General features: G+C 62.4%; 18 protein-coding genes. 9 read left to right on the forward strand and 9 right to left on the reverse strand.

All coding sequences use genetic code 11. The features are described from left to right. The first annotated feature begins 5 nt into the window (after positions 1 to 5). Together ACEWE8_RS16395 and ACEWE8_RS16400 are read left to right on the forward strand one after the other, a co-directional pair. Positions 6 to 1,424, forward strand: coding sequence for a DNA polymerase Y family protein (locus tag ACEWE8_RS16395; RefSeq protein ID WP_046787693.1), 1,419 nt, complete (start codon positions 6 to 8; stop codon positions 1,422 to 1,424). Further along, complete coding sequence (locus ACEWE8_RS16400) at positions 1,421 to 4,501, forward strand: error-prone DNA polymerase (protein WP_046787692.1); 3,081 nt, start codon at positions 1,421 to 1,423, stop codon at positions 4,499 to 4,501. The genes ACEWE8_RS16395 and ACEWE8_RS16400 overlap by 4 nt, the downstream gene beginning before the upstream one ends. 55 nt (positions 4,502 to 4,556) lie before the next feature. Here the strand turns inward: ACEWE8_RS16400 and ACEWE8_RS16405 are convergent, their stop codons facing one another. Together ACEWE8_RS16405 and ACEWE8_RS16410 are read right to left on the reverse strand one after the other, a co-directional pair. Continuing rightward, positions 4,557 to 5,378, reverse strand: coding sequence for an aldo/keto reductase (locus ACEWE8_RS16405; RefSeq protein WP_046787691.1), 822 nt, complete (start codon positions 5,376 to 5,378; stop codon positions 4,557 to 4,559). Further along, positions 5,366 to 6,271, reverse strand: coding sequence for a LysR family transcriptional regulator (locus ACEWE8_RS16410; protein ID WP_046787690.1), 906 nt, complete (start codon positions 6,269 to 6,271; stop codon positions 5,366 to 5,368). Before ACEWE8_RS16410 ends, ACEWE8_RS16405 begins: the two co-directional genes overlap by 13 nt. A gap of 139 nt (positions 6,272 to 6,410) precedes the next feature. Here ACEWE8_RS16410 and ACEWE8_RS16415 point away from each other — a divergent pair, with 139 nt between their 5' ends. The 4 genes from ACEWE8_RS16415 to ACEWE8_RS16430 all read left to right on the forward strand — a co-directional run bounded on the left by ACEWE8_RS16415 (position 6,411) and on the right by ACEWE8_RS16430 (position 10,289). Next, positions 6,411 to 7,109 carry a CoA transferase subunit A gene (locus tag ACEWE8_RS16415; protein ID WP_046787715.1) on the forward strand — a complete coding sequence of 233 codons (699 nt, stop codon included), beginning with the start codon at positions 6,411 to 6,413 and terminating at the stop codon, positions 7,107 to 7,109. A gap of 35 nt (positions 7,110 to 7,144) precedes the next feature. After that, positions 7,145 to 7,801 carry a CoA transferase subunit B gene (locus ACEWE8_RS16420; protein WP_046787689.1) on the forward strand — a complete coding sequence of 219 codons (657 nt, stop codon included), beginning with the start codon at positions 7,145 to 7,147 and terminating at the stop codon, positions 7,799 to 7,801. A 149-nt stretch (positions 7,802 to 7,950) separates the two neighbouring features. Beyond that, positions 7,951 to 9,369 carry a short-chain fatty acid transporter gene (locus ACEWE8_RS16425; RefSeq protein WP_012314293.1) on the forward strand — a complete coding sequence of 473 codons (1,419 nt, stop codon included), beginning with the start codon at positions 7,951 to 7,953 and terminating at the stop codon, positions 9,367 to 9,369. Positions 9,370 to 9,512: 143 nt separating this feature from the next. Beyond that, positions 9,513 to 10,289, forward strand: coding sequence for an AraC family transcriptional regulator (locus ACEWE8_RS16430; protein ID WP_046787688.1), 777 nt, complete (start codon positions 9,513 to 9,515; stop codon positions 10,287 to 10,289). Positions 10,290 to 10,308: 19 nt separating this feature from the next. Here the strand turns inward: ACEWE8_RS16430 and ACEWE8_RS16435 are convergent, their stop codons facing one another. Continuing rightward, entirely contained in the window at positions 10,309 to 10,890 is a 582-nt protein-coding gene (locus tag ACEWE8_RS16435) for a LysE family translocator (RefSeq protein ID WP_046787687.1), read from the reverse strand. A gap of 256 nt (positions 10,891 to 11,146) precedes the next feature. Here ACEWE8_RS16435 and ACEWE8_RS16440 point away from each other — a divergent pair, with 256 nt between their 5' ends. Beyond that, positions 11,147 to 12,718 carry a TerC family protein gene (locus tag ACEWE8_RS16440; protein ID WP_046787686.1) on the forward strand — a complete coding sequence of 524 codons (1,572 nt, stop codon included), beginning with the start codon at positions 11,147 to 11,149 and terminating at the stop codon, positions 12,716 to 12,718. On the opposite strand, the gene rarD is transcribed toward ACEWE8_RS16440, so the two are convergent. Together rarD and ACEWE8_RS16450 are read right to left on the reverse strand one after the other, a co-directional pair. Then, positions 12,681 to 13,568: an EamA family transporter RarD gene (gene rarD, locus ACEWE8_RS16445; protein WP_046787685.1), complete on the reverse strand. Its 888-nt coding sequence runs from the start codon at positions 13,566 to 13,568 to the stop codon at positions 12,681 to 12,683. The genes ACEWE8_RS16440 and rarD overlap by 38 nt on opposite strands. 32 nt (positions 13,569 to 13,600) lie before the next feature. Beyond that, a complete protein-coding gene (locus ACEWE8_RS16450) occupies positions 13,601 to 15,187 on the reverse strand; it encodes an EAL domain-containing protein (RefSeq protein ID WP_046787684.1) in 1,587 nt (528 codons plus the stop codon). A gap of 297 nt (positions 15,188 to 15,484) precedes the next feature. On the opposite strand from ACEWE8_RS16450, the gene hppD reads away from it, so the two are divergent. Beyond that, the gene (gene hppD / locus ACEWE8_RS16455; RefSeq protein ID WP_046787683.1) at positions 15,485 to 16,561 is read left to right on the forward strand and encodes a 4-hydroxyphenylpyruvate dioxygenase; all 1,077 of its coding nucleotides are present in this window, start codon (positions 15,485 to 15,487) and stop codon (positions 16,559 to 16,561) included. A gap of 16 nt (positions 16,562 to 16,577) precedes the next feature. Here the strand turns inward: hppD and ACEWE8_RS16460 are convergent, their stop codons facing one another. Continuing rightward, positions 16,578 to 17,384, reverse strand: coding sequence for a CSS-motif domain-containing protein (locus ACEWE8_RS16460; RefSeq protein WP_046787682.1), 807 nt, complete (start codon positions 17,382 to 17,384; stop codon positions 16,578 to 16,580). Between the two features lie 134 nt (positions 17,385 to 17,518). Further along, on the reverse strand, positions 17,519 to 18,202 hold the full coding sequence (locus ACEWE8_RS16465) for a type 1 glutamine amidotransferase domain-containing protein (protein ID WP_046787681.1): 684 nt from the start codon (positions 18,200 to 18,202) through the stop codon (positions 17,519 to 17,521). 334 nt (positions 18,203 to 18,536) lie between these two features. Between ACEWE8_RS16465 and ACEWE8_RS16470 the strand changes: the two genes are divergently transcribed. Then, the gene (locus tag ACEWE8_RS16470; protein ID WP_080952183.1) at positions 18,537 to 20,525 is read left to right on the forward strand and encodes a PAS domain-containing sensor histidine kinase; all 1,989 of its coding nucleotides are present in this window, start codon (positions 18,537 to 18,539) and stop codon (positions 20,523 to 20,525) included. Positions 20,526 to 20,530: 5 nt separating this feature from the next. Here ACEWE8_RS16470 and ACEWE8_RS16475 read toward each other — a convergent pair whose 3' ends face one another. Continuing rightward, entirely contained in the window at positions 20,531 to 22,144 is a 1,614-nt protein-coding gene (locus ACEWE8_RS16475; RefSeq protein ID WP_046787680.1) for a response regulator, read from the reverse strand. A gap of 92 nt (positions 22,145 to 22,236) precedes the next feature. Beyond that, the gene (locus tag ACEWE8_RS16480) at positions 22,237 to 23,292 is read right to left on the reverse strand and encodes a tetratricopeptide repeat protein (protein WP_046787679.1); all 1,056 of its coding nucleotides are present in this window, start codon (positions 23,290 to 23,292) and stop codon (positions 22,237 to 22,239) included. Between the last annotated feature and the right edge of the window lie 161 nt (positions 23,293 to 23,453).

A 23,453-nucleotide genomic window follows, 5' to 3' on the forward strand; every position in this document is an offset into this window, starting at 1 on the left:
GCAACATGCTCTGGGCCTGCATCTTATTGCCGCAGTTGGCGCTGGACTCGATCCTGCGTGAACGCGATGACGCCGATGCGCCACTGGTGCTGATTGGCGGGCCTGTGCAGCGGCGTGTGGTGCAAGCCGTAAACCCCGCTGCGGCGGCGCTCGGTCTGCGCGCTGGGCTAACCCTGACGGCCGCCCGCGCCTTGGCCGACGGTTTCACCTGTGTTGAAGCAGACCCGGCGCGCATCGAGCAACTGCAGCAATTGCTGGCGGCCTGGGCCTACCGCTTCAGTGCCCAGGTCAGCCTGCACTACCCGCGTGCCTTGTTGCTGGAAGTGGGCTCCAGCCTGCAACTGTTCGGCCCCTGGCCGGTGTTCGAGGCGCGCCTGCGCGGGGAACTCGCAGCCCTGGGGCTGCGTCAGCGGATTGTCCTGGCCACCAACCCGGTGGCGGCGCGCATGCTTGCCAACGGCCATGACGGGCTGGCATTGAGCTGCCCGCAAGAAACCCGGGCGGCGCTTGCGCGCATGCCCATTGCGCGGGTGGGTTTACCGCAGGACGCCGCCGAAGCGTTCGCCCGCATGGGGCTGCATCAGCTCGACCAGGTACTGGCCTTGCCGCGTGATGCATTGGCCAGGCGCTTCAGTGCCCAGGTCCAGTTGCACCTGGACCAGTTGCTGGGCCTGCGTACGCTTGGCTTGGCTTTCTATCAGCCGCCGGACCGTTTCGAAACGCGACTGGAGCTCAACTTCGACGTCGAATCGCACCAGGCGTTGCTGTTCCCGTTGCGGCGCATGCTCAACGACCTGGCCGCTTTCCTCGCCGGGCGAGACTGCGGTGTGCAGCGGTTTTGCCTGTACCTGGAGCACGCCGAGGGGCCGGAGACGCAACTGCAGGTCGGCTTACTGGCTGCAGAACGTGATGCGGCAATGCTCTTCGAGCTGGCGCGCGGGCGCCTGGAGCCTCTGCGCATTCCGGCACCGGTGCGTAAACTGCGCCTGGTGGCCGATGACTTGCCGGCTTTCGTGCCCCAGCACCACGCGCTGTTCGACCCACGCGCCCAGCAGGCCCAACCCTGGGAGCAACTGCGTGAGCGCTTGCGTGCCCGGCTTGGCGACGACGCGGTCAAGGGCCTGCGCGCTGAAGCCGACCACCGCCCCGAATGTGCCTGGCAGTCCGCCGAGCAAGGCGGGCAGGGCAGCCTGCCCGCCTTGCCCGGGAGCCGGCCTGGCTGGCTGTTGCCCCAGCCATTGGCACTGGACGCCAGCGTTCACAGGGTGCTGGGCCAGGCCGAGCGTATCGAGTCGGGCTGGTGGGATGGCGGTGATGTGCGCCGCGACTATTACCGCATCGAAACCCGAGAAGGCCTGCGCGGCTGGGCCTATCGCGACCTGGCCCAGCCCGGCCCCTTGTGGCTGCAGGGCTGGTTCGCATGAGCGCACCGGGCTACGCCGAACTGCATTGCCTGTCCAACTTCAGCTTCCAGCGCGGTGCATCCAGCGCCGAAGAGCTGCTGCGCCGGGCTCGGGAACAGGGTTACCAAGCCCTGGCGATTACCGATGAGTGCACCCTGGCCGGCATCGTGCGTGCCTGGCAGGCTGCCAAAGCGCAGCAGATACGCTTGATCGTCGGCAGTGAAGTGCGCCTGCACGACGGCCCGAAGCTTGTGTTGCTGGTACAGGACCTTAGTGGTTACCAGAACCTGTGCGCCTTGATTACCCGCGCCCGTCGGCGAGCGGAGAAGGGCAGCTACCAATTGTTCCGTGACGACCTGCGCGAACTGCACCAAGGGCTGCTGGCGTTATGGCTTGCCGAGGACTCCAGCGACCTGGTCACCGGCCAGTGGCTGCATGCCCTGTTCGGCGAACGCTTGTGGCTGGGTGTGCACCTGCATCGGGGCAGCGATGACCAGGCCCGCCTGGCCCGGCTGCGCGGCCTGGCTGGGCAATTGGGCATTCGCGCCGTGGCCTGCGGTGACGTACACATGCACGTACGCGGCCGGCGGGCCTTGCAGGATTGCATGACCGCTATCGGCCAGCATTGCAGCGTCGCCGAGGCAGGTCGGTTTCTCTTCGCCAATGGCGAGCGTCACCTGCGTACGCTGGAGCAACTGGCCGAACTTTATCCGCCCGACCTGCTGAGCGAAACACTCTGCATTGCCGAACGCTGTCAGTTCGACCTCGGTGAATTGCGCTACCAGTATCCGCGTGAGCTGGTGCCCGAGGGCCAAACCCCGGCCAGTTGGTTGCGCCAGCTGTGCGAGCGTGGCCTGGCCCATCGCTGGCCGTCGGGGCCAAGCGACAAGGTGCGCGCGGTGCTGGCCAAGGAGCTGGCGCTGATCGCAGAGCTTGGCTACGAAAGCTACTTTTTGACCGTGCACGATATCGTCGCTTTTGCTCGCAGCCAGCACATCCTTTGCCAGGGCCGCGGTTCGGCAGCCAACTCGGTGGTGTGCTTCGTGCTGGGTATCACCGAGCTCGACCCGATGGAGCATCGGCTGCTGTTCGAGCGTTTCCTGTCCCGCGAGCGCAACGAGCCACCGGACATCGACGTCGACTTCGAGCACGATCGTCGCGAAGAAGTGATCCAGTACGTGTTCCGGCGTTATGGCCGGCACCGCGCAGCGCTCACCGCAGTGGTCAACACCTATCACGCCGCTGGCGCGGTGCGTGATGTCGCCCGTGTGCTGGGTTTGCCTGCCGATCAGGTCGATGCCCTGGCCAAGTGCTGTGGCCGCTGGAGCGATCGCATCCCGGACGAGCAACGCCTGGCCGAGGCCGGCTTCGAGCCCGGCAGCCCTTCGCTGCGGCGCATTCTGGTGCTGGCCGCGCAGCTGATAGGGTTCCCCCGTCATCTGTCTCAGCACCCAGGCGGCTTCGTCATTTCCGAGCAACCGCTGGACCACCTGGTGCCGGTCGAAAACGCCGCCATGGCTGAACGCACGGTCATCCAGTGGGACAAGGACGACCTGGACATGGTCGGCCTGCTCAAGGTCGACGTGCTCGCCCTGGGTATGCTCAGTGCCTTGCGCCGCTGTTTCGACCTGCTGCAGCAGCACCGGGGCCGGCACCTGACCCTGGCGACGATCCCCCCCGAAGACCCGGCCACCTACGCGATGATCAGCCGCGCAGAGACCATGGGCGTGTTCCAGATCGAATCACGCGCTCAGATGGCCATGCTGCCGCGGCTCAAGCCCACCACCTTCTATGACCTGGTAATCGAAGTCGCCATCGTGCGCCCGGGGCCGATTCAGGGCGACATGGTCCACCCCTACTTGCGCAGGCGCTTGAAGCAGGAGCCGGTGACCTACCCATCGCTCAAGCTCAAGGAAGTCTTCGAGCGCACCTTGGGCGTGCCGCTGTTCCAGGAGCAGGTCATGGAACTGGCCATGGTGGCGGCAGACTACAGCCCCGGCGAGGCCGACCAGTTACGCCGCAGCATGGCCGCCTGGAAGCGCCATGGCGGCCTGGAGCCACACCGCGAACGGCTGGTGCAGGGCATGCTGCGCAACGGCTACGACCTTGCGTTTGCCGAGCGCATATTCGAGCAGATCAAGGGCTTTGGCAGTTATGGCTTCCCGGAATCGCACGCGGCCAGTTTCGCCTTGCTGTGCTATGCCAGCAGTTGGCTCAAATGCCATGAGCCGGCGATATTCACCTGTGCGCTGGTCAATAGCTGGCCGATGGGCTTCTACAGCCCCGACCAACTGTTGCAGGAGGCTCGCCGCCAGGGGATCGAGGTACGGCCGGTGGATGTAGGCCACAGCCAGTGGGATTGCACACTGGAGCCAGTCGCCGAGGGTGCCTTGGCCATCCGCCTGGGGTTGCGGCAGATCCGCGGTTTCGCCGAAGCCGATGCTCGGCGGCTCGAAGCGGCGAGGGCGGTCAGGCCGTGGCGCGATGTCGAGGACCTGTGCTTGCGTGCCGGCCTCGACAGCAAAGCCCGCGCCCGGCTGGCCGATGCCGGTGCGTTGCGCGCCCTGGCACATGACCGCCACCAGGCACGCTGGCAGGTCGCGGCGGTGCAGCCGCAACTGCCCCTGTTCGCCGAACTGCAGGCAACGCCCGAAGCCGCGGTGGCATTGCCTGTGCCTACTGCCGGCGAAGACCTGGTGGCCGACTACGCCACCTTGGGCACCACGCTGGGGCCCCACCCGCTGACGTTGCTGCGCCAGCGCCTTCGGGTGCTGGGCTGTCGCAGCTCTCAGGAACTGGCGGGCGTTGAGCATGGCGATGCAGTCGCCGTGGCTGGGCTGGTGGTGGGGCGGCAACGGCCACAGACCGCCAGCGGGGTGACGTTCGTGACCCTTGAGGATGAATTCGGCATGGTCAATGTGGTGGTTTGGCGCGAGCTGGCCGAGCGGCAACGGCGCGCGCTGGTGGGGTCTCAATTGCTCAAGGTGAGTGGCCGCCTGGAACAGGCGAACGGGGTGCGGCACCTGATTGCACGGCGGTTGGAGGATGTCAGTGTGTTGCTGCAGGGGCTGGATGTGAGGAGCCGGGACTTCCATTGATTTGGCCGGCGAACGGGCTGCAAAGCAGCCGCAGTCGCCGTTGTTGGCCGAGTGGTCAGACCATTGCCAGGTGCTGTTTGCGTGTTGGCGCCGGGAATGCCCTGTCAATGGCCCGCAAGTCCTCACTGGTCAAAGTCAAGCCTGCGGCGGCCGCATTCAACCGTACGTGCTCCGGCGCCACCGCCTTGGGAATCGCTATGACCCCGTCTTCGCGCGTCACCCAGGCCAGGCAGACCTGCGCCGGGGTGGCCCCATGGCGCTCTGCAATCTCGTGCAATAGCGGATGCTGCAGCAGCTGCCCGGCCTGGGCCAACGGGCAGTAAGCCATGGTCGGCAGCCCGCGTTGCCGGCTCCAGGGCAGCAGGTCGAACTCGATGCCACGCTGCACCGGGTTGTACAGCACCTGGTTGGTGGCGCAATCAGGGTTGTCCAGCTCGCGCAGGTCGTCGACATCGAAGTTGGAAACACCCCAGTGGCGAATCTTGCCCTGTTCGCGCAAGCGCTCGAACGCCTCGACGGTTTCTTCCAGCGGGTATTGGCCGCGCCAGTGCAGCAGGTACAAGTCGATGACATCGGTGCCCAAGCGAGTGAGGCTGCGGTCACAGGCAGCGGGTACGCCGCGCCGGCTGGCATTGTGCGGGTACACCTTGCTGACCAGAAAGACCTGATCGCGCCGCCCGGCAATGGCCTGCCCGACCACTTCCTCGGCGCCACCTTCGGCATACATCTCGGCGGTATCGATCAGGTTCATGCCCAGGTCGATGCCTTGTTGCAGGGCGGCCACTTCGTCAGCCCTACGTGCCGGGTCTTCGCCCATGTACCAGGTGCCCTGGCCAATGGCCGGCACATTGCAACCTGCCAGTTTCATGTAACGCATGTCACCTCCGGAGTCTGTGTGTGGGAAAGCAGTACCTCGAGCAGCGCCTGCGCTGCAGTGGAAAGTTTATGGTCGCTCAAGGCGATTACGCCGATCCGCCGTTCGACGGTGGGCGCTACCAGGGTAATGCAACGCGCGCCAAGCTCCTGCATCTGGTTGATGCACAGCGCCGGCACCGCACTCACGCCCAGCCCACTGGCGACCATGCGGCCAATGGTCGAGAGCTGGTGGCTTTCGAACGCCACCGCCAGCTTGCCGTGCAGTGCCGCCACGTTCTGCTCCAGCAGCAGGCGCACGGCCGAAGGGCGCTGCAGGGCGATGAAATCCTCGGCCAGCAACTGCGCCCAGCTGACTTCGGCCAGCTCGGCCAACGGGGAGTCGGTGGGCACCACGGCAACGAAACGGTCCAGGTACAGCGGGTGGAAGCGCAGGCCGTCGGTGTTTTCCGGTTCGAAGCCGATGCCCAGTTCGACGCGGCGGTGGCGCACCAGTTCCAGTACCTGCTCGTTGATCACGTCGTGCACCGTGACGTTGACCTTCGGGTAACGTTGGCGAAACACCTTGAGTGAGTGGGGCAGCAGGTTGCCGGCAAAAGCCGGCATGGCCGCCACCGACACCCGCCCCAATTGCAGGGTGAAACGCTGGCGCAGCATCTCCTCGGTGTCGTCCCAGTCGGCCAGCAGGCGCCGGGCCAGTGGCAGCAGTACCTCACCTTCGGCCGTCAGGCTGACGCTGCGTGTGGTACGGGTGAGCAGGGCGCCGCCAAGGTTGTCCTCCAGCGCCTTGATGGTCAGGCTCAATGCCGGTTGCGAGACATGCAGGTGTTCGCCGGCCTGGGCAAAACTCTGGTACTTGGCCACGGCGACGAAGGCGCGCAGTTGCTTGACGTTCATGGCGGGCTCACAGGTTGTTTTGAAAAAGTTATCAATCGATGACGAAAACAAAATTAACAAATCAGTCGCCAACGGTGAAGATGCCTGCACACGCTCACCGACAGCCTCGTCGGTCAACAACTACAAAAGGCGGATCAGCATGGCCGGACTGGACAAGCGCGTAGCAACCTATGAACAGGCCCTTGAAGGCCTGACCGACAACATGACGGTACTGGCCGGCGGCTTCGGCCTGTGCGGCATCCCGGAAAACCTCATCGCCGAAATCAAGCGCCGTGGCGTCAAGGGCCTCACCGTGGTTTCCAACAACTGCGGCGTCGATGGCTTCGGCCTGGGCGTACTGCTGGAAGAGCGGCAGATCCGCAAGATGATTGCCTCCTACGTAGGCGAGAATGCCGAGTTCGAGCGCCAGTTGCTCAGTGGCGAGCTGGAAGTGGAACTGACCCCGCAAGGCACCCTTGCCGAAAAAATGCGCGCCGGCGGCGCCGGCATTCCGGCCTTCTATACCGCCACCGGCTATGGCACGCCAGTTGCCGAAGGCAAGGAAGTGCGCGAGTTCAAGGGCCGCAAATACATCCTGGAAGAATCGATCACCGGTGACTTCGCCATCGTCAAAGGCTGGAAGGCTGACCACTACGGCAACGTGGTTTACCGCAACACTGCTCAAAACTTCAACCCGCTGGCTGCCACCGCCGGCAAGATCACCGTGGTCGAAGTGGAAGAGATCGTCGAGCCAGGCGTGCTGCTGCCCAGCGAGATCCACACCCCCGGCATCTTCGTCGACCGGGTCATTGTGGGCACCTTCGAAAAACGCATCGAAAAGCGCACCGTCAAGGCCTGAGCGCCGTCCTCCAGAACAACAAAGAGATTCTCACCATGGCACTGACCCGCGAACAGATGGCACAACGCGTCGCACGTGAACTGAAGGACGGCTTTTACGTCAACCTCGGCATCGGCATCCCCACCCTGGTGGCCAACTACGTCCCTGCTGACATGGATGTGATGCTGCAGTCGGAAAATGGCCTGCTGGGCATGGGCGAATTCCCCACCGAGAGCACGATCGACGCCGACATGATCAACGCCGGCAAGCAGACCGTCACCGCCCGCCGCGGCGCCTCGATCTTCGATTCGGCACAATCGTTCGCCATGATCCGTGGCGGCCATGTCGACCTCACCGTGCTCGGGGCCTTCGAAGTGGACGTCGAGGGCAACATCGCCTCGTGGATGATCCCGGGCAAGCTGGTCAAGGGTATGGGCGGCGCCATGGACCTGGTAGCCGGGGCCGAGAACATCATCGTCACCATGACCCACGCCTCGAAAGATGGCGAGTCCAAGCTGCTGCCGCGCTGCAGCCTGCCGCTGACCGGTGCCGGCTGCATCCGCAAGGTGCTCACCGACCTGGCCTACCTGGAAATCGACAACGGCGCCTTCATCCTGCGCGAAACCGCGCCCGGGGTGAGTGTTGAAGAAATCATCGCTAAAACCGCCGGCAAGCTGATCGTGCCGGATGATGTGAAGGAAATGACCTTCTGATACACCCACCCCAGCCCTGTGGCAGCGGCGGCAGCTACGAATGCGATGGTCAATGCACCAACGCTTTCGCCGGAGCCGTCGTTGCCACAGGGTTTTGTGCGTTGTGCTTGAAACGTAGCCCCCCATAAAACCAATAAAAGGAAGTTACCGTGGCCGCTGAAATCCAAGACAGCCGCTCCGCCCGCTTTGCCCTGCGTTGCTCCAACTGGGCCGAGCGCTGGTTCCCTGATTCCTGGGTGTTCGCTGCCTTGGCAGTGGTGCTGGTATGCCTCGGCGCCATGGTCATGGGCGCCAAACCTACCGATACCGCCAAGGCCTTTGGCGATGGCTTCTGGAGCCTGATCCCTTTCACCATGCAAATGGCCTTCGTGGTCATCGGCGGCTACGTGGTGGCCAGCTCACCCCCTGCCGCACGGCTGATCGACCGCCTGGCGCGGGTGCCGAAGAACGGCCGTTCGGCGGTGTGCTGGGTGGCGCTGATCTCGATGCTGGCATCCTTGCTCAACTGGGGCCTGTCCCTGGTGTTCGGTGGCCTGCTGGTGCGCGCGCTGGCACGGCGCAGTGACCTGAAGATGGACTACCGCGCCGCCGGTGCCGCTGCTTACCTGGGCCTGGGGGCGGTCTGGGCCCTGGGCCTGTCGTCTTCAGCGGCGCAGTTGCAGGCCAACCCGGCCAGCCTGCCGCCGTCCATTCTGTCGATAACCGGCGTGATTCCGTTCACCGAGACCATCTTCCTCTGGCAGTCCGGGGTGTTGCTGGCCGCGCTGGTCATCGTCTCGCTGGTGATCGCCTACGCGACCGCACCCGGCCCGAACAGTGCGCGCAGTGCCGAAGACTGCGGTGTCGACCCCAGCTTTACCGCGCCGCCCGCACCCCAGCGCACTCGTCCGGGTGAATGGCTGGAATACAGCCCGATCCTGATCCTGCTGATGGTGGCGCTGGCCGGCGGCTGGCTGTACCAGGAGTTCGCCACCAAACCGGCCATTACTGCAATCTCCGGGCTCAATACCTACAACTTGCTGTTCATCATGCTCGGTGCCTTGCTGCACTGGCGCCCACGCAGCTTCCTCGATGCCGTGGCGCGTGCGGTGCCGACCACCACCGGGGTGTTGATCCAGTTCCCGCTGTACGGCTCGATCGCCGCCATCCTCACCCAGGTGAAGGGGGTCGATGAGCAGACCCTGGCCCACCACATTTCGCTTTTCTTCACCCAGATCGCCACCCATGACACCTATGCCGTACTCATGGGCGTGTACTCGGCGGTGCTGGGTTTCTTCATCCCCTCGGGCGGTGGCAAGTGGATCATCGAGGCGCCCTACGTGATGCTGGTGGCCAACGACCTGCAGTACCACCTGGGCTGGGCAGTGCAGATCTACAACGCCGCCGAAGCGCTGCCGAACCTGATCAACCCGTTCTACATGCTGCCGCTGCTGGGGGTGCTGGGCCTGAAGGCGCGTGACCTGATCGGCTTTTCGTTCGTGCAACTGCTGGTGCATGTGCCGCTGGTGCTGGTGCTGCTGTGGGCGTTGGGTACGACCTTGCAGTACGTGCCGCCGGTGATGCCTTGAGCTGAACTTTCATAGAAGGCGCGGCTGAACACACCTTTTACGGGTGTGTATCATGGCGAGCCGGGTACGAAGCGTGGCTCTTGTCGCGCAGGCGTTAGCGTCTGAGCACAGGCCCGGCTACAGCAGCAGGTGAGGGCAGGGCGATGATCGAGGTGTCGCGGTTCTGGCGGGATTCGGCGTTGCCTTTTGTAGAAGCGAGGCGCGTTGGGGATGGGCGTCAGGTGTGCTATGCCGCCCATTCCCATGAGAGCTTTTCGCTCGGCGTGATCACCGGGGGGCGCAGCACCTACCTGAGTGGGACCAGCCAAGTCGAAGTGGGCGCTGGTACCACGGTGCTCATGAACCCCGGTGTGGTCCACACGTGCAATCCGATTGCAGGGCAGGGGTGGTCGTACCTGATGCTGTTCGTCGACATGCCGTGGCTGAAGGCGCTAGGTTTCAACTTGCCGGCGCAAACCTGCAGTACCTCGCCGGCACTGTACAGTGCCGTGCTGCAAGTGTTTGCCGACCTGTTCGACGGCAACCTGGATGACCGAGAAGCCCGGCTGGCGTGTTTTTTCAATGCACTGCCAGACTACCTGCAGGCTGCTACCGGCAAAACGCAAGCTCATCACCCGCAGCTGGAGGCGGCAGCTGCGTTCATCCGGGCCCACCGCACCGACCCGCTGACGCTGCAAGACATCTGTGCTGCCAGCGGGTTGTCCCGCTCTTATCTGATCCGTGCCTTTGCCCAGCGTTTCGGCTTGACGCCGCATGGCTACCTGCTGGATCAGCGCGTGCAGTATGCCCGCGCGCAACTGCGCACGGGGCGGGCGATTGCCGAGGTGGCACTGGAGGCAGGGTTTGCCGACCAGGCGCATCTGCAGCGTGCGTTCAAGCAACATCTGGCGGCGACACCAGGGCATTATCGCAAGGCCTGAAGGCCCGGCTCAGCGAGCATCAAACGAGCAGATACAGCGCACTGATCACCAGCAGTAACGCCAAGCCTCGGTTGAACATCTGCAGGTAGCGCGGCTTGCGCAAGTATTGCTGAATCATGCTGCCTGCCCAAGCCCAGCTGGCCACTGACACAAAACAGATCGGCCCATAGATCCAGGTGAACAGCCACAGCATCTGCTGCTCGCCACCGGTATAGGCAGCCACGCCCGCCACCGCCGCCAGCCAGGCCTTGGGGTTCAGCCACTGCATGGCTGCGCCCTCCCAGGCCGAAGGTGCACGTTGCTGCTGCTCACCACCCAACTGGCCGTCATCACTGGCCAGCTTCCACGCCAGGTACAGCAGAAACGCCACGCCGCCCCAGTGCAGCGCCACGCCCAGCAACGGCCAGCGCAACAACAGGGCGTGCAAGCCCAGGCCCACCAGCACCAGCAGCAGGCAAAAGCCCAAGGTCGCTCCGGCAACATGCGCGAGGCTGGCGCGCAGGCCGTGACGTGCGCCGCTGCCAAGGGCGACGATGTTGACAGGGCCGGGGGATATCGATGCTGCCAGCGCAAACGCAGCCATTGAAAGGTACAGGCTCATCGGGAATGTCCGTGTGAAGGGGTGTTTGCCATGCTGCCCAGAAGCCAAACCAAGATATTGAAGAAAAGTCCCCCAAAAATGCGTACAGGTTTTGTAATAGTTTGGCGCTATCAGAATATTGTTCTGCTCTTGTAGGATCATTTTCCCTATTTTCTATCCAGGTCCCCATGAGCACCTTCGCGGAACCCCCCAGTTTTCGGCCGTCCTGGCCATCCTTTCCCCGTCTTCGTGACGCTTGCTTCGTGAGTACCCGCTAATGGAATGGCTAGCCGACCCTACGGCCTGGCTGGGCCTGTTGACGCTTATCGTCCTCGAGCTGGTACTGGGTATCGACAACCTGGTGTTCATCGCCATCCTGGCCGACAAACTGCCGCCGCATCAGCGCGATCGCGCGCGTGTGATCGGTCTGAGCCTGGCGTTGATCATGCGCCTGGGCTTGCTGGCGAGTATCTCGTGGATGGTCACCCTGACCGCGCCGTTGTTAGAGGTGTTCGGCAAGAGCTTCTCCGGCCGCGACCTGATCATGCTGTTCGGCGGTGTGTTCCTGCTGTTCAAGGCCACCATGGAATTGCATGAACGCCTCGAAGGCCATGTCACGCAGGCCAGTGGCGCGGTGCGCCATGCCGCGTTCTGGCCCATCGTGGCGCAGATCGTGGTGCTCGACGCCGTATTCTCGCTGGATGCGGTGATTACTGCCGTCGGCATGGTCGAACACCTGTCGGTGATGATGATCGCAGTGATCTTCTCGATCGGTATCATGATCGTCGCCAGCAAGCCGCTGACCCGCTTCGTCAATGCCCACCCGACGGTCATCATGCTGTGCCTGGGCTTTTTGATGATGATCGGCTTCAGCCTGACCGCCGAAGGCCTGGGCTTCCATATCCCCAAAGGCTATCTGTATGCGGCCATTGGTTTCTCCATCCTCATCGAACTGTTCAACCAGCTCGCCCGTGCCCGCCGCAAGCAAAGCCTGCAGCAGCATCGGCCATTGCGTGAGCGTACCGCGCACGCCGTGCTGCGCTTGCTCGGCGGGCGCAGGGTGGAGGCTGACGAGGTCGGCGAGGAGATCGCTGACCTGGTCGCCGGAGGTGAAGAGCATGTGCTGTTCGACCGCCGCGAACGGGTGATGATCAGTGGGGTGCTGAACCTGGCCGAGCGGCCGATCCGCACGGTAATGACTGCCCGTACCGAAGTCGACGTCCTCGACCTGGCGCAGCCTGCTGCAACCATTACCGAGGCGTTGGCCAACTCACCTTACTCGCGCCTGCCGCTGATTCGTGACGGCCGCATCGATGAGCCGCTGGGCTTCGTGCACAAGAAGGAGCTGCTCAAGGAGCTGCTCTCGGGCAACCAGCCGGACCTGGAGCGCATGGCCCGGGCACCGCTGAACCTGCTGGAGAGCTTCAGCATTCTCAATGCGCTGGAGCAGATGCGCGGGCAGTCGACGCACATCGCCTTCGTGGTGAACGAGTTCGGTGACTTCACCGGCCTGCTGACCATGACCGATATCCTCGAGTCGATCGCCGGTGAGCTGCCTGATGCCAGCGAGGTGGAAGGCCCGGCGATCGTCGAGGACGGTGATGGCTTCGTCGTCAGCGGTGCGCTGAACCTCAGCCAGGTGCAGGCGCGCACCGGCTTCAGCGCGCGTGCCACCGAAGACTACCAGACCCTTGCCGGCTTGGTGATGAGCCTGCTCGACCGCCTGCCGGTGGTCGGTGACCACCTGGCCTGGAACGGCTGGAGCATGACTGTGGTGGCGGTGGAGGAGCGGCGGGTGCGCCAGGTGCGGCTCAAACCGAACGGCGACGTTGGCGCAGCAGGTGCCTGAAACCCTCAAGCACCAGCACCAGGACCGCGGCCCAGATCGGCAGGTAAGTCAGCCACTGATCCGGGCCGATGGTTTCGCCCAGCAGCAGCGCAACGCCCACCAGCAGCACCGGTTCGACATAACTGAGCAGGCCGAACAGGCTGAACGGCAGCAGTCGGCTGGCCAGCACGTAGGCGATCAGGGCTGACGCGCTGATCGCACCCAGCAGCGGAATCAGGCCGTAAAGGCCTGGGTGCGTGAGCAGGTCAGCGCTGGACAACGGCCCCTGGATGACGAAGTACAGAGCCCAGGGCAGCAACAGGCACATGTCGCACCACAAACCGCCCAGGTGGTCGGTGCGGCAGCGTCGGCGCAGCACGAAGTAGACGGGGTAGCCGACCATCACCAGCATGGTTTCCCAGGCAAAGCTGCCGTGCTGGTAAAGCTCATGCGCCACGCCCAGCGCAGCGCAGGCCACTGCCACTTTTTGCAGGCGTGACAGGCGTTCGCCGTAAGCCAGGCGGCCCGTCAGCACCATCGCCAGCGGCAGCAGGAAGTAGCCCATCGAGACCTCGAGGCTGCGCCCGTGCAGGGGCGCCCAGAGGAACAGCCACAGTTGCACGCCCATCAGCCAAGAGGTGCCGACCATGCCCAGCAGCAGCACTGGGGTCTGGCGCACGCGCACCAGCAAGTCACCGACCCGTTTCCAGTCTTTGCTGGCCAGCATGAACAGCGTCAGGCAGGGCAGCGTCAGCAGCGTGCGCCAGCCGAAGATCTCTTCGCCATCGAGCGGGGTGAGCAGGGAGGTATAGAAGTACATCACGGCGAACAGGCAGGAGGCCATGACCGAACAGAGAATGCCTTTTGACACGAATGCCTCGAATAGCGGGATGGGCGGCTGGATCAGCCGCGCATGATCTCAGGGGCCGCGTCATGCGGCAACTGTCTCACGCCGGGGCGCGTGGCCAGTGCCTGAAGAAATTGCGCGGCCGGCATTGGCCTGGCGAACAGATAGCCCTGCTGAAAGTCCACGCCATAACGGGCCAGATAGTCGCGCTGCACTTCGCTTTCCACGCCTTCGGCGACGATGCCCAGGCCTAGCTTCGCCGACAGCTCGATGATGCTGTCAAGGATGTGCTGCGACAGTGCATCACCTCCGATCATTGCCACGAAGCTCTGGTCGATTTTCAGGTAGTCGACCTTGAACTGGCGCAGATAACTGAGGCTGGACTGGCCGGTGCCGAAGTCGTCCAGTGCGATCATCACGCCCATTTCGTGGAGCTTTTCGAACAGTTCGAGGGTTGCCCCGGTGGCCTCGATCAGTTTGCGTTCAGTCAGCTCCAGCGTCAGCACCACCCGCCCGGGGGGGAAGTGCTCGAGGAATGAGCGGCAGTCGTCGATCAGGGCGAGGTCACGGCAGTGATCGGCCGTAATGTTGATGCCGATATGGAAGCCGTCTTCCAACAACGCAGCGTAAGGCGCCAGGCTGTGCGCCGTGTGCTGCATCAACGCACGGGTCATGTCGACGATCTGGCCACTGTGTTCGGCATAGGGAATGAACAGGTCGGGGCGCACCAGGCCCTCGTGCGGGTGGTTCCAGCGCATCAGCACTTCGGCGCCAGCCCAGCGATAATCGCCTTTGCGCACCACCGGCTGGAAGTACGGCATGAACTCGTCAGCTTCCAGCGCACGGCGCAGTTCGGCGCGTGGAGAGTTGGCGCGGCGGATCTGCCAGCGGCATGCGCAACCTGCCGCCATGCCGAGCAACAGCAGCAAGCTGAGCAGTGCCGGGTAGCGGCTGCGCAGCACTTCGCCACGCTTGTCGGCGGCATAACCGCCGTGAACGCTGAAAGGGTAGTGCGTCGATCCGAGTGTCACGTCGCCAATGGCTGCGGTGGGCGGTAGGCCTTGATGCACCACGCCATCCTTGCCCATCCACGCCGTCCCGACACGCAATTGCAGCGCCTCGCTGGGGCCGATAAGGCGCAGTGCGGTCAGTAGATGGTCGCCATCCACGGTGGTGATGGCGCCTCGGTCGCCGTCACTGGCCCGATACACCAGCAATGGGTGCCCGGGTGTCACCGAATTGCCGTCCATCAGCCACAGCTTGCCATCGGTGTAGTCGCGGGCGTCCACCGGCTCGTCGAACTCGCCGAACAGAGAGGTGCAGTACAGCGTGTCTTGCCGGAACAGGTTGGTCGAACGCACAAATGCGTTGCGCGTCACTTGCCCACGCAAGGCCAGTTCGACTTGCCCGCACGGGCTGCCAGCCAACGGCAGCAGGGCCTGAGCGGCACCGGAAAGGCTGTCGAGAATATGCTCGACCTGTTCGACCACTTGCCGCGTGGTGGCCTGGCTGCTGGCGCGCAGTTCGCGCTCGATTTGCCAGTTCATCACGATCAGGCCGAACGCCAGAGGCAAGATGCCAACGCCCCAGGGGAGAAGGGTGCGCCAGCTCCAGCGGGCGGGACTTTTACTGCGCAGGGGCATGTTGGCGTAATCTTTACATGAAATGACTGAGGATAGCCGTTTGTCGGCGCGGGCGGAGAACTAATGCGCGACAAAGAAATTTACGCACTGTAGAATCGGTTTACGATTACAACAATAAGGTCTTTCTTCATTGAAGGATCAACCCCACCGAGAATGGGACTATATGACAAACCAAGGGTTCAAGCTGATCATTGGTGACTTCCTCGCCAGAAGCGTGCGCGGCATCCCCTGCTCGCCGCCATTTTCGTACCACATCCCACGCACTCAATAATTTTCGCTGCAGATGAGGACACGAACATGGCTGATATCTTCGACAATCCTATGGGCCTGATGGGCTTTGAATTCATTGAACTGGCTTCGCCAACCCCTGGCGTTCTGGAGCCGGTGTTCCAGATGCTCGGTTTCACCAAGGTAGCCACACACCGCTCCAAGGACGTGCACCTTTATCGTCAAGGTGGCATCAACCTTATTCTCAATAACGAGCCGAAAAGCATCGCCTCCTACTTTGCAGCCGAGCATGGCCCGTCGGTGTGCGGTATGGCGTTCCGGGTACGCAACGCTCATGAAGCCTATGCCCGTGCCCTGGAGTTGGGTGCCCAGCCGGTCGAGATCGAAACCGGCCCGATGGAACTGCGCCTGCCGGCGATCAAAGGCATTGGCGGCGCTCCGCTGTACCTGATCGACCGCTTCGAAGAAGGCAGCTCGATCTACGACATCGATTTCAACTTCATCGAAGGCGTCGACCGCCACCCTGCGGGCGCAGGCCTGAAGATCATCGATCACCTGACCCACAACGTGTATCGCGGCCGTATGGCTTACTGGGCCGGCTTCTACGAAAAACTCTTCAACTTCCGCGAGATTCGTTACTTCGACATCAAGGGCGAGTACACCGGCCTGACCTCCAAGGCCATGACCGCTCCGGATGGCATGATCCGCATCCCGCTCAATGAAGAGTCGTCCAAAGGGGCGGGGCAGATCGAAGAGTTCCTGATGCAGTTCAACGGTGAGGGCATCCAGCATGTGGCCTTCCTCACCGATGACCTGCTCAAGACCTGGGATGCGCTCAAGGGCTACGGCATGCGCTTCATGACTGCGCCGCCGCAGACCTATTACGAAATGCTCGAAGAGCGCCTGCCAGGGCACGGTGAGCCGGTCGACCAATTGCAGGCTCGCGGCATTCTCCTGGACGGCGCTTCCGAGGCAGGCGACAAGCGCCTGCTGCTGCAGATTTTCTCTGAAACCCTGCTCGGGCCGGTATTCTTCGAGTTCATCCAGCGCAAAGGCGATGACGGCTTTGGCGAAGGCAACTTCAAGGCGCTGTTCGAGTCGATCGAACGCGACCAGGTTCGCCGAGGCGTGCTCGACGTTCAATAAGTGAAGTGTACCGCCGTCATGCTTTTCGGGCGGCGGTACAGTCACGCTTACCCCATTGCCTGAACAGCCCCCAGTAGAAGATCGAACCTGTGATGATGCCGATCAACGCAAGTGACGGCAGGATCTGCATCAGCATCTGGCGCCTTTCATCAGCGGCAAAGCCGTCGGGATAGCCGACCTTCACGGTGTAGCCGTACTTGTCCGATTTCCCGGTCATGAAGAACTCGGATTGAGAGGGGCGGGCAGGGTCTCGGCTGTCGCCATCTGCCCAGATGTAAAAATCTTGGAACTCCAGCAGCAACACCAGCCCGGTTTGAAATGCACGCAGTTCGTTGCGCAGCTCCATGCCGTAGGTTGACGCTATCACACCCAGATTTTCGCGGCGAAGCTGGTAGGCGACAAGCACTGCATTGGGCGCTGCAGGAGAATCGAAGATCAGTTGTACCGGTGCCTCGGAGCCAGTCGCGAACCTGTTTTTCGCACGGGGAGGAACCAGGGTGTCACAGTAGATACGGCCATCGGCGGTCAATGCCAGCGCTCGCAGGTAACGGACGTCTTGAACCTGTTTCAACAGGTGCGCCTTGGCTGTCTCGCAAGCGCTGCCAGCCAGCGGCATTGCCACCAAAGCGGCGTCGTGCAAGCGGTTAAGGGACATATCAATGGAAAAGACGGCTTCCTTCAACGATACGCGAGCCGTCTCCTTGAGCTTGTTATCGTGCTGATAGATCATCACCATCAAGCCTGACGCAACAGGTATCGAACTGATCGCCAGTGTCAGCAGCAGCGCCATCATGCTTCGACCGAGAACCCTGAATTTTGACATGGGACTGAAGCCCTCCTGATCCGAGTTGTCCGGGATGGACAGTTGACCGAAGAGCCTATGTATTCAGGGGTGCCCCTACTGTAATCCGCAACCGTGTCTGACTGAGGATTTGCATTGTCGAGACGTAAGAAGGATTACCCATTGAGCGTCTGAATTACCTTCTCTGCCAGTAAACCCGTAGAGGCGGGGTTTTGGCCCGTGATCAGGCGGCCGTCACAGACTACAAAAGGCTTCCAGGGATCATCATGCTTGCTGTAAATACCCCCTCGTGCTCCCAGTTCGTTCTCGGTGAGAAACGGCACCACCTCCTCGAGTTCGGCAAGCTTTTCTTCAGTATTGGAAAAACCGGTGACCTGGCTGTCCTTGAGCAGCAACTTGTTATCGCTGAGCTTGATGTTCAGCAGGCCTGCCACCCCATGGCAGACAGCGGCCACAACGCCATTCTTTTCGTATATCTTGCGCGCCAGCTCCTGCAATTGCGGGTTGTCAGGGAAGTCCCACATAACGCCATGGCCACCGGTGTAATAGATGGCACAGTATTCGTCTGCTGTGACCTGGCCGGGGCTTAGCGAGGCGCCCAGCCGGTTCATGAAGGCCTTGTCGTTGTAATAGCTCCAGTCCAGCTCGGGGGCCATCTGCAGGCTGTGCGGATCGATTGGCACGTAGCCGCTGCCGGGGCTGACGTAGTCGACCGTAAAACCTGCCTGCTGAACCACATCGACAAAATGCACGGCTTCACCCAGCCATAAACCGGTTGCCCTGCTCAGGGTCGGATATTTGGCGGTATTGGTCAGCACCACCAGAATTTTCTTGCTCATTACTACACTCCTGCCTGTAATCAAACGGGAAGTCAGCTCATGGCACGCAAAGCCTATAGAGCATAGCTGGCGTTTGCGGGCAAGCGTATGGGGAGTGGCCTGGTGCTGCTTCCTGCGCTGGCCGATGTTGTTTGCACTGCCCGCTCTTGGGTGCCAGAGTGCAGGCGTGGTGCAAAAGGCCTATTGCAGCAGTTAACCGGGGAGCCGATGATGCAGGATCACTTCGTCAGTCTTGAGCAACAGTGGAACCATCACCTTGGTCGCTAACAGCACTCCTTACGATCCCTCGCCGAACGGCGTGTTACTGACCCCTACAAAAGAGTCGGACGGTGGCATGAGGGAGAGGATCGTGCAGTTCGACTGGCGGCATACGGACCTTGGGCCCTTGCCGCACTGGGAGCCTTCGTTGCGCATTGCGATCGACATGATGCTCCTTTCCTCTTTCCCCAGTGCCGTGGTCTGGGGGCCCAATATGACCGTTGTTCACAACGATTCCTATGTGGCGCTGCTGGGTGGCCTGGATCAGGCACTGGGCAGGCGCTTCGATTCGTTGTGGAGCGACGTTTGGGACGATATCGGTCCATGGGTGTTCAAGGCACTGCAGGGTGGTACCAGTTTTGTCGAAGATCAGCCTTATGAGATCAAGTGCGCAAAGACGGGGGGGCAGGCGTGGTACGTCTTCAGTTATGCGCCAATCCGTGACGAGCACCATGAAGTTGTAGGTATGCTTCACACCGTGATCCAGAGCTCCGCCGGTGTGACTGCACATGGCAAGTGGCGCGAGCAGGCGCAGACATTCGAGCGTCAGATAGCGCGATACATGGCTGACCGCGACTACATGTGGCGCCTGTCGCGCGATGCCATGATCACCGTGAGCCTGGACCTGAAGATGCTGGCAGCCAACCCGGCCTGGCATCGCGCCCTGGGCTGGAGCGAGGTTGAGGTGCGGGGCATGTCGATCCTGGAACTGGTTCATCCGGCCGACAGGGATGAAGTTGAAGCGGCTGCAATCGATTTCGTCAACGACAGAGGCCCTGCAGAGCTCGAAACACGTGTGCGCCATGTCGACGGGCATTACCGCTGGTTCCACTGGAGTGGCAGCTTCGACGGCTCGGTGCTGACTGCCGTTGGGCGAGACATTACAGGCGACCGTGAAGCGGCCATGCGTCAGTCTCAGGTCTTGCTGCGCAACACCCAGAGGCTGGAGGTGGTCGGTCATCTGGCCGGGGGCATGGCCCATGAGATGAACAACCTGTTGTCGGGTATTGGCGGCAGCCTTGAATTGTTGCAACGGCGTCTGAGCCAGGGGCGCATGGAGCGTATTGACAGTTACGTGGCGTTGGCGCGCGACTCGGTGCAGCGGGCCATGAACCTGACCCACCGCCTGTTGGTTTTCTCCCGCCATCAGCCTTTGGCCCCGGCACCGCTGGACATGAACCGCCACCTGGCCGCCATGGAGCCGATGTTGCGCCATGCACTTGGCACTGAAATGAGTTTGTCCTGGGAACTGGATGTCGACCCAAGGACCGTGTGTCTGGATGTCGGCCAATTGGAAAACAGCCTGGTCAACCTGTGCGCCAATGCGCGAGAAGCCTGCCTGGGCCGCGGCAGCGTTGCGATTCGCACGATCAACACCAGGCTGGCCTCGGCCTTCCCTGAAGAGGGCGGTCTGGCGCCAGGTGACTATCTTGGCTTGCAGATCACGGACGATGGCCATGGCATGCCGGCCAAGGATGTGGCCAAGGCCTTCGAGCCATTTTTTACCACCAAGCCCACTGGGCGCGGCTCAGGGATGGGGCTGGCGATGGTGCATGGCTTCGTCGGCCAATCTGGCGGTTACGTATGGATCGAGTCGTCACCGGGGCAAGGTACGAAGGTCTGCATGCTCTTCCCCCGATGCCTGGAAGCGATACCGCAAAAGCCTGCGGCGGCGATGCCCCAGGCCTCCCTGGCCAGCGGGCAGCGAGTGTTGTTGATCGACGACGAGCATAACCTGCGCACGGTCATGGGCGAGTATCTGCGCGAGCGAGGTTTTACGGTAATTGATGTGGCCGACGCCAATACCGCGATGGAGCGCTTTCGTCACGATGGCCCGTACGATCTGGTCATCACCGACATCGGGCTACCTGAAGGCTTCAGTGGGCAGCAATTGGCCAAGGCCATGCGTACGGTCAACCCTTGCCAGAAGATGCTGTTCATCACCGGCTATACCGATCAACCGCTGGAACCTGGCCTGTTGCAAGTGCCAGGCACGGCGCTGCTGATCAAACCCTTTGAATTGTCGACCTTGGCCAACCAGGCACTGCTGTTGCTGGACGACTGAGCCCGTCAGGTCTCACCGAGAATCTGCATCACTCGGGCATGAAATTGAGCCAGTTCGAATGGTTTGCACATCAGTTGCATGCCGGCGCCGAGAAAACCCTCCCGGGCCATTGCCGTTTCGGTGTAGCCAGTGATGAACAATATGGGCAGGTGAGGGTGCAAGGTACGGGCGATCTCTGCCAGTTGCCGCCCGTTCATGCCCGGAAGGCCTACGTCGCTGACCAAAAGGTCGATTGCCTTGGATGAGCGCAATACCTGCAGGGCCTCACTGGCATTGCAGGCACTGCAACACGGGAAACCCTGCTCCTGCAGGGTCTGGCACAACAACTGGCGCACATCCGGATCATCCTCGACCACCAGTACCGTGCGGCCGCCACCCTGTGAACGTGGTGGGGCTGCTTGCACCTGGGGTTGCTCCTGCTCCAAGTGGCGCGGCAGGTAAAGGTCCACGCGGGTACCTTGGCCTATCTGGCTATGCAGTACCACATGCCCCTGGGACTGTTTGCTGAAGCCGTAGACCATCGAAAGGCCCAGGCCGATACCCTGGCCCACCGGCTTGGTGCTGAAGAACGGCTCGAAGGCATGTTCGATCGTGCTCTGCGACATGCCTTGGCCTTCGTCAGTGACGCTCAGGCACGTATAGTCGCCCACCGCCAGGCTGCCATCGGCGAACTGCGTCGCTGCTACCTCTCGATTGCTGGCTTCGACACGCACCTTGCCACCGTTGGGCATGGCTTCGCAGGCATTGAGCAGCAGGTTGTCCACGGCTTCTTGCAATTGTGTGTCGTCGCCGGCCACTGGCCAGGTGTGTTCAGGTATTTGCAGTTGCAGTATTACGCCATGCTGCAGTACGGCCTCCAGCCGTTGTGGCTGCAGCAGTGCCCGTAAGTCGATGCGACGGCTGTGCAGCGATTGTCGGGACGAAAACGCCAACAGCCGATGGGTGAGGCGCGCTGCACGCGAAACGGCCTCCTGCCCCCTGCTGAGCAGGCCTTCCAACCCTTTGGTGCTGCCTTGTTTCAACCGCCTGTCGATCAGTTCGAAGCTCCCCCCGATACTGGTCAGCAGATTATTGAAATCGTGAGCCACCCCCCCGGCCAATTGCCCGATGGCGTCCATCTTGCGGGTCTGGTGCATAGCATGCTCGGTGCTGTGCTGTGCCTCGCTGTGTCCATCCAGGCGTTGCTGCAGATCGACTAACTGGTCGCGAGCCAGGTATTGCCGGCGACGCTGACGCAGCGCCAACTTGATCAGTTCAAGCAACTGTTCATCTTCGAACGGAATAGCCAGCAGTGTCAGGTTACCCAGTGGATGGTCGGCGGGCGTACAGGGGCTGGCTGAGGCTTGTGGGGTTTGCGTAAGCAGCACGATGGGGAGGTCCGACCAGGGCGGTTGCTGGTCGATAAAAGCCTGCAGCAGTTCGTTTTGGCTGCTGTTGAGCGTGTGTTCGTCGACGACCAGCAAGCCTGCGCCTCTGTCCAGCCCGCCCCGCAGGTGGGTGATGTCGCGCGAACACACGCAATCGATGCCAGCGCTCGTCAGAAACGTCGAGGTGTGCGTGGCAAGTTGCCTGGGTGCCAGAATCAAGGCACGTTCGTCCAGCGACAGCGAGCTGGCCAATGTGATTCTCCTTAAGGGCGGCCATGCCTGGCCAAGCCGTGAGTGGTCCGTTACCCACTGGACCGCAGGCAAACCCCCAGGGTTCAACGTATCTAAAGTCCTTGCTGCAGAAATGGGTCATCAGGGTTTTGCCGCTCCAGTTCGGCAAGCAGCACCTGAACGTTCTGCAATTGACCTGTTTCTTTCCAGTATTGAATCAGCAACACCCGTGCCCGGCGATTGGCCGGTTGCCGGTTGAGCAGGGTTTCAAGCTGCTTTTGCGCTGCATCGGACTGTTCCAGGTCGTGCAGGGTCACTGCCAGGTTATAGCGATAGTCGGCATTGTCCGGCTCCAGCTCGACCGCGCGGGACAACGCGAGCAGGGCGAATTCGCGCTGGCCATGGCGGATCAGCCAGCGCCCCAGTTCGTGTTGCAGGAAGGCCGAATCCGGCCGTAGCGCCAGCGCCTGGGCCAGTACCTGCCGGGACTGGTCGTGGTGGCCTTGACGTTCGAGCAAGCGTACCTGGGTCGCCAGGGCGTCGAGGTTGTCCGGGTTTGATGCAAGGCTGCGGTGCAGGGCGGCTGCGGCCTCGGTGTAGTCATTCTCATGCAGATACAGGCGTGCCAGGTGCACCTGGGCCGCCGCATCCTCAGGTTGTTTTTCCAGCGTTTGCTGGTATTGCTCCAGTGCCGCCTGCAGTGGGCCGAAGTACAGGCCAATGGCGTCGGGGGCCAGGCCTAGCAAGGCATCGACGGCGGCAAAGCGTACGCTTTGCTCGTCATCATCGAGCAGGGGGCCAAGAACCAGGCTGCGTTGTGCGGCGGGCAGCAGGCGGCGGATGCTGGCGATGGCTGCTCGACGGACCAAGGGCTCATCGTTTTCCAGGTCCATGCGGGCCAGTTTCAGCGCTTGTGGCGAGGGGTAGTTGGGCAGCTCTGCGTACAGGGCTGCGCGGCGGATCGGCGCCAGGTCGTTGCGTTGCAGTTGCTGGTAGAGCACCCGCGCGGCGCCCGGTTGGCCTTCATGCGCCTGGCGCAGGGCTTTGGCGTAGCTGTGCGGGGGTAGTGTCGGTTGTGCTGGCGGGGTATCCCGGCGCAGGTAGGCGATGCCGACTGATACCAGAATCAGCAGTAAAGCAGCGATCAGGTAGCGGTGGCGTGTGGGCATCGGAGGGGGCCATGGCGGGGGAAGTGGAAGCTTGGGGCAGATTGGCGTGGGCTGCAAGGGCAGCACAGCAATCAAGGCATGTGCCCGGCCGCACCATCAGCGACCTGTAAACAAACCAAAAAAAGCCCCGCAAGCCAAGGCCAGCGGGGCAAACGGTTGGG

The organism is Pseudomonas sp. TR47, assembly GCF_044143025.1.
Taxonomy (GTDB): domain Bacteria; phylum Pseudomonadota; class Gammaproteobacteria; order Pseudomonadales; family Pseudomonadaceae; genus Aquipseudomonas; species Aquipseudomonas putida_E.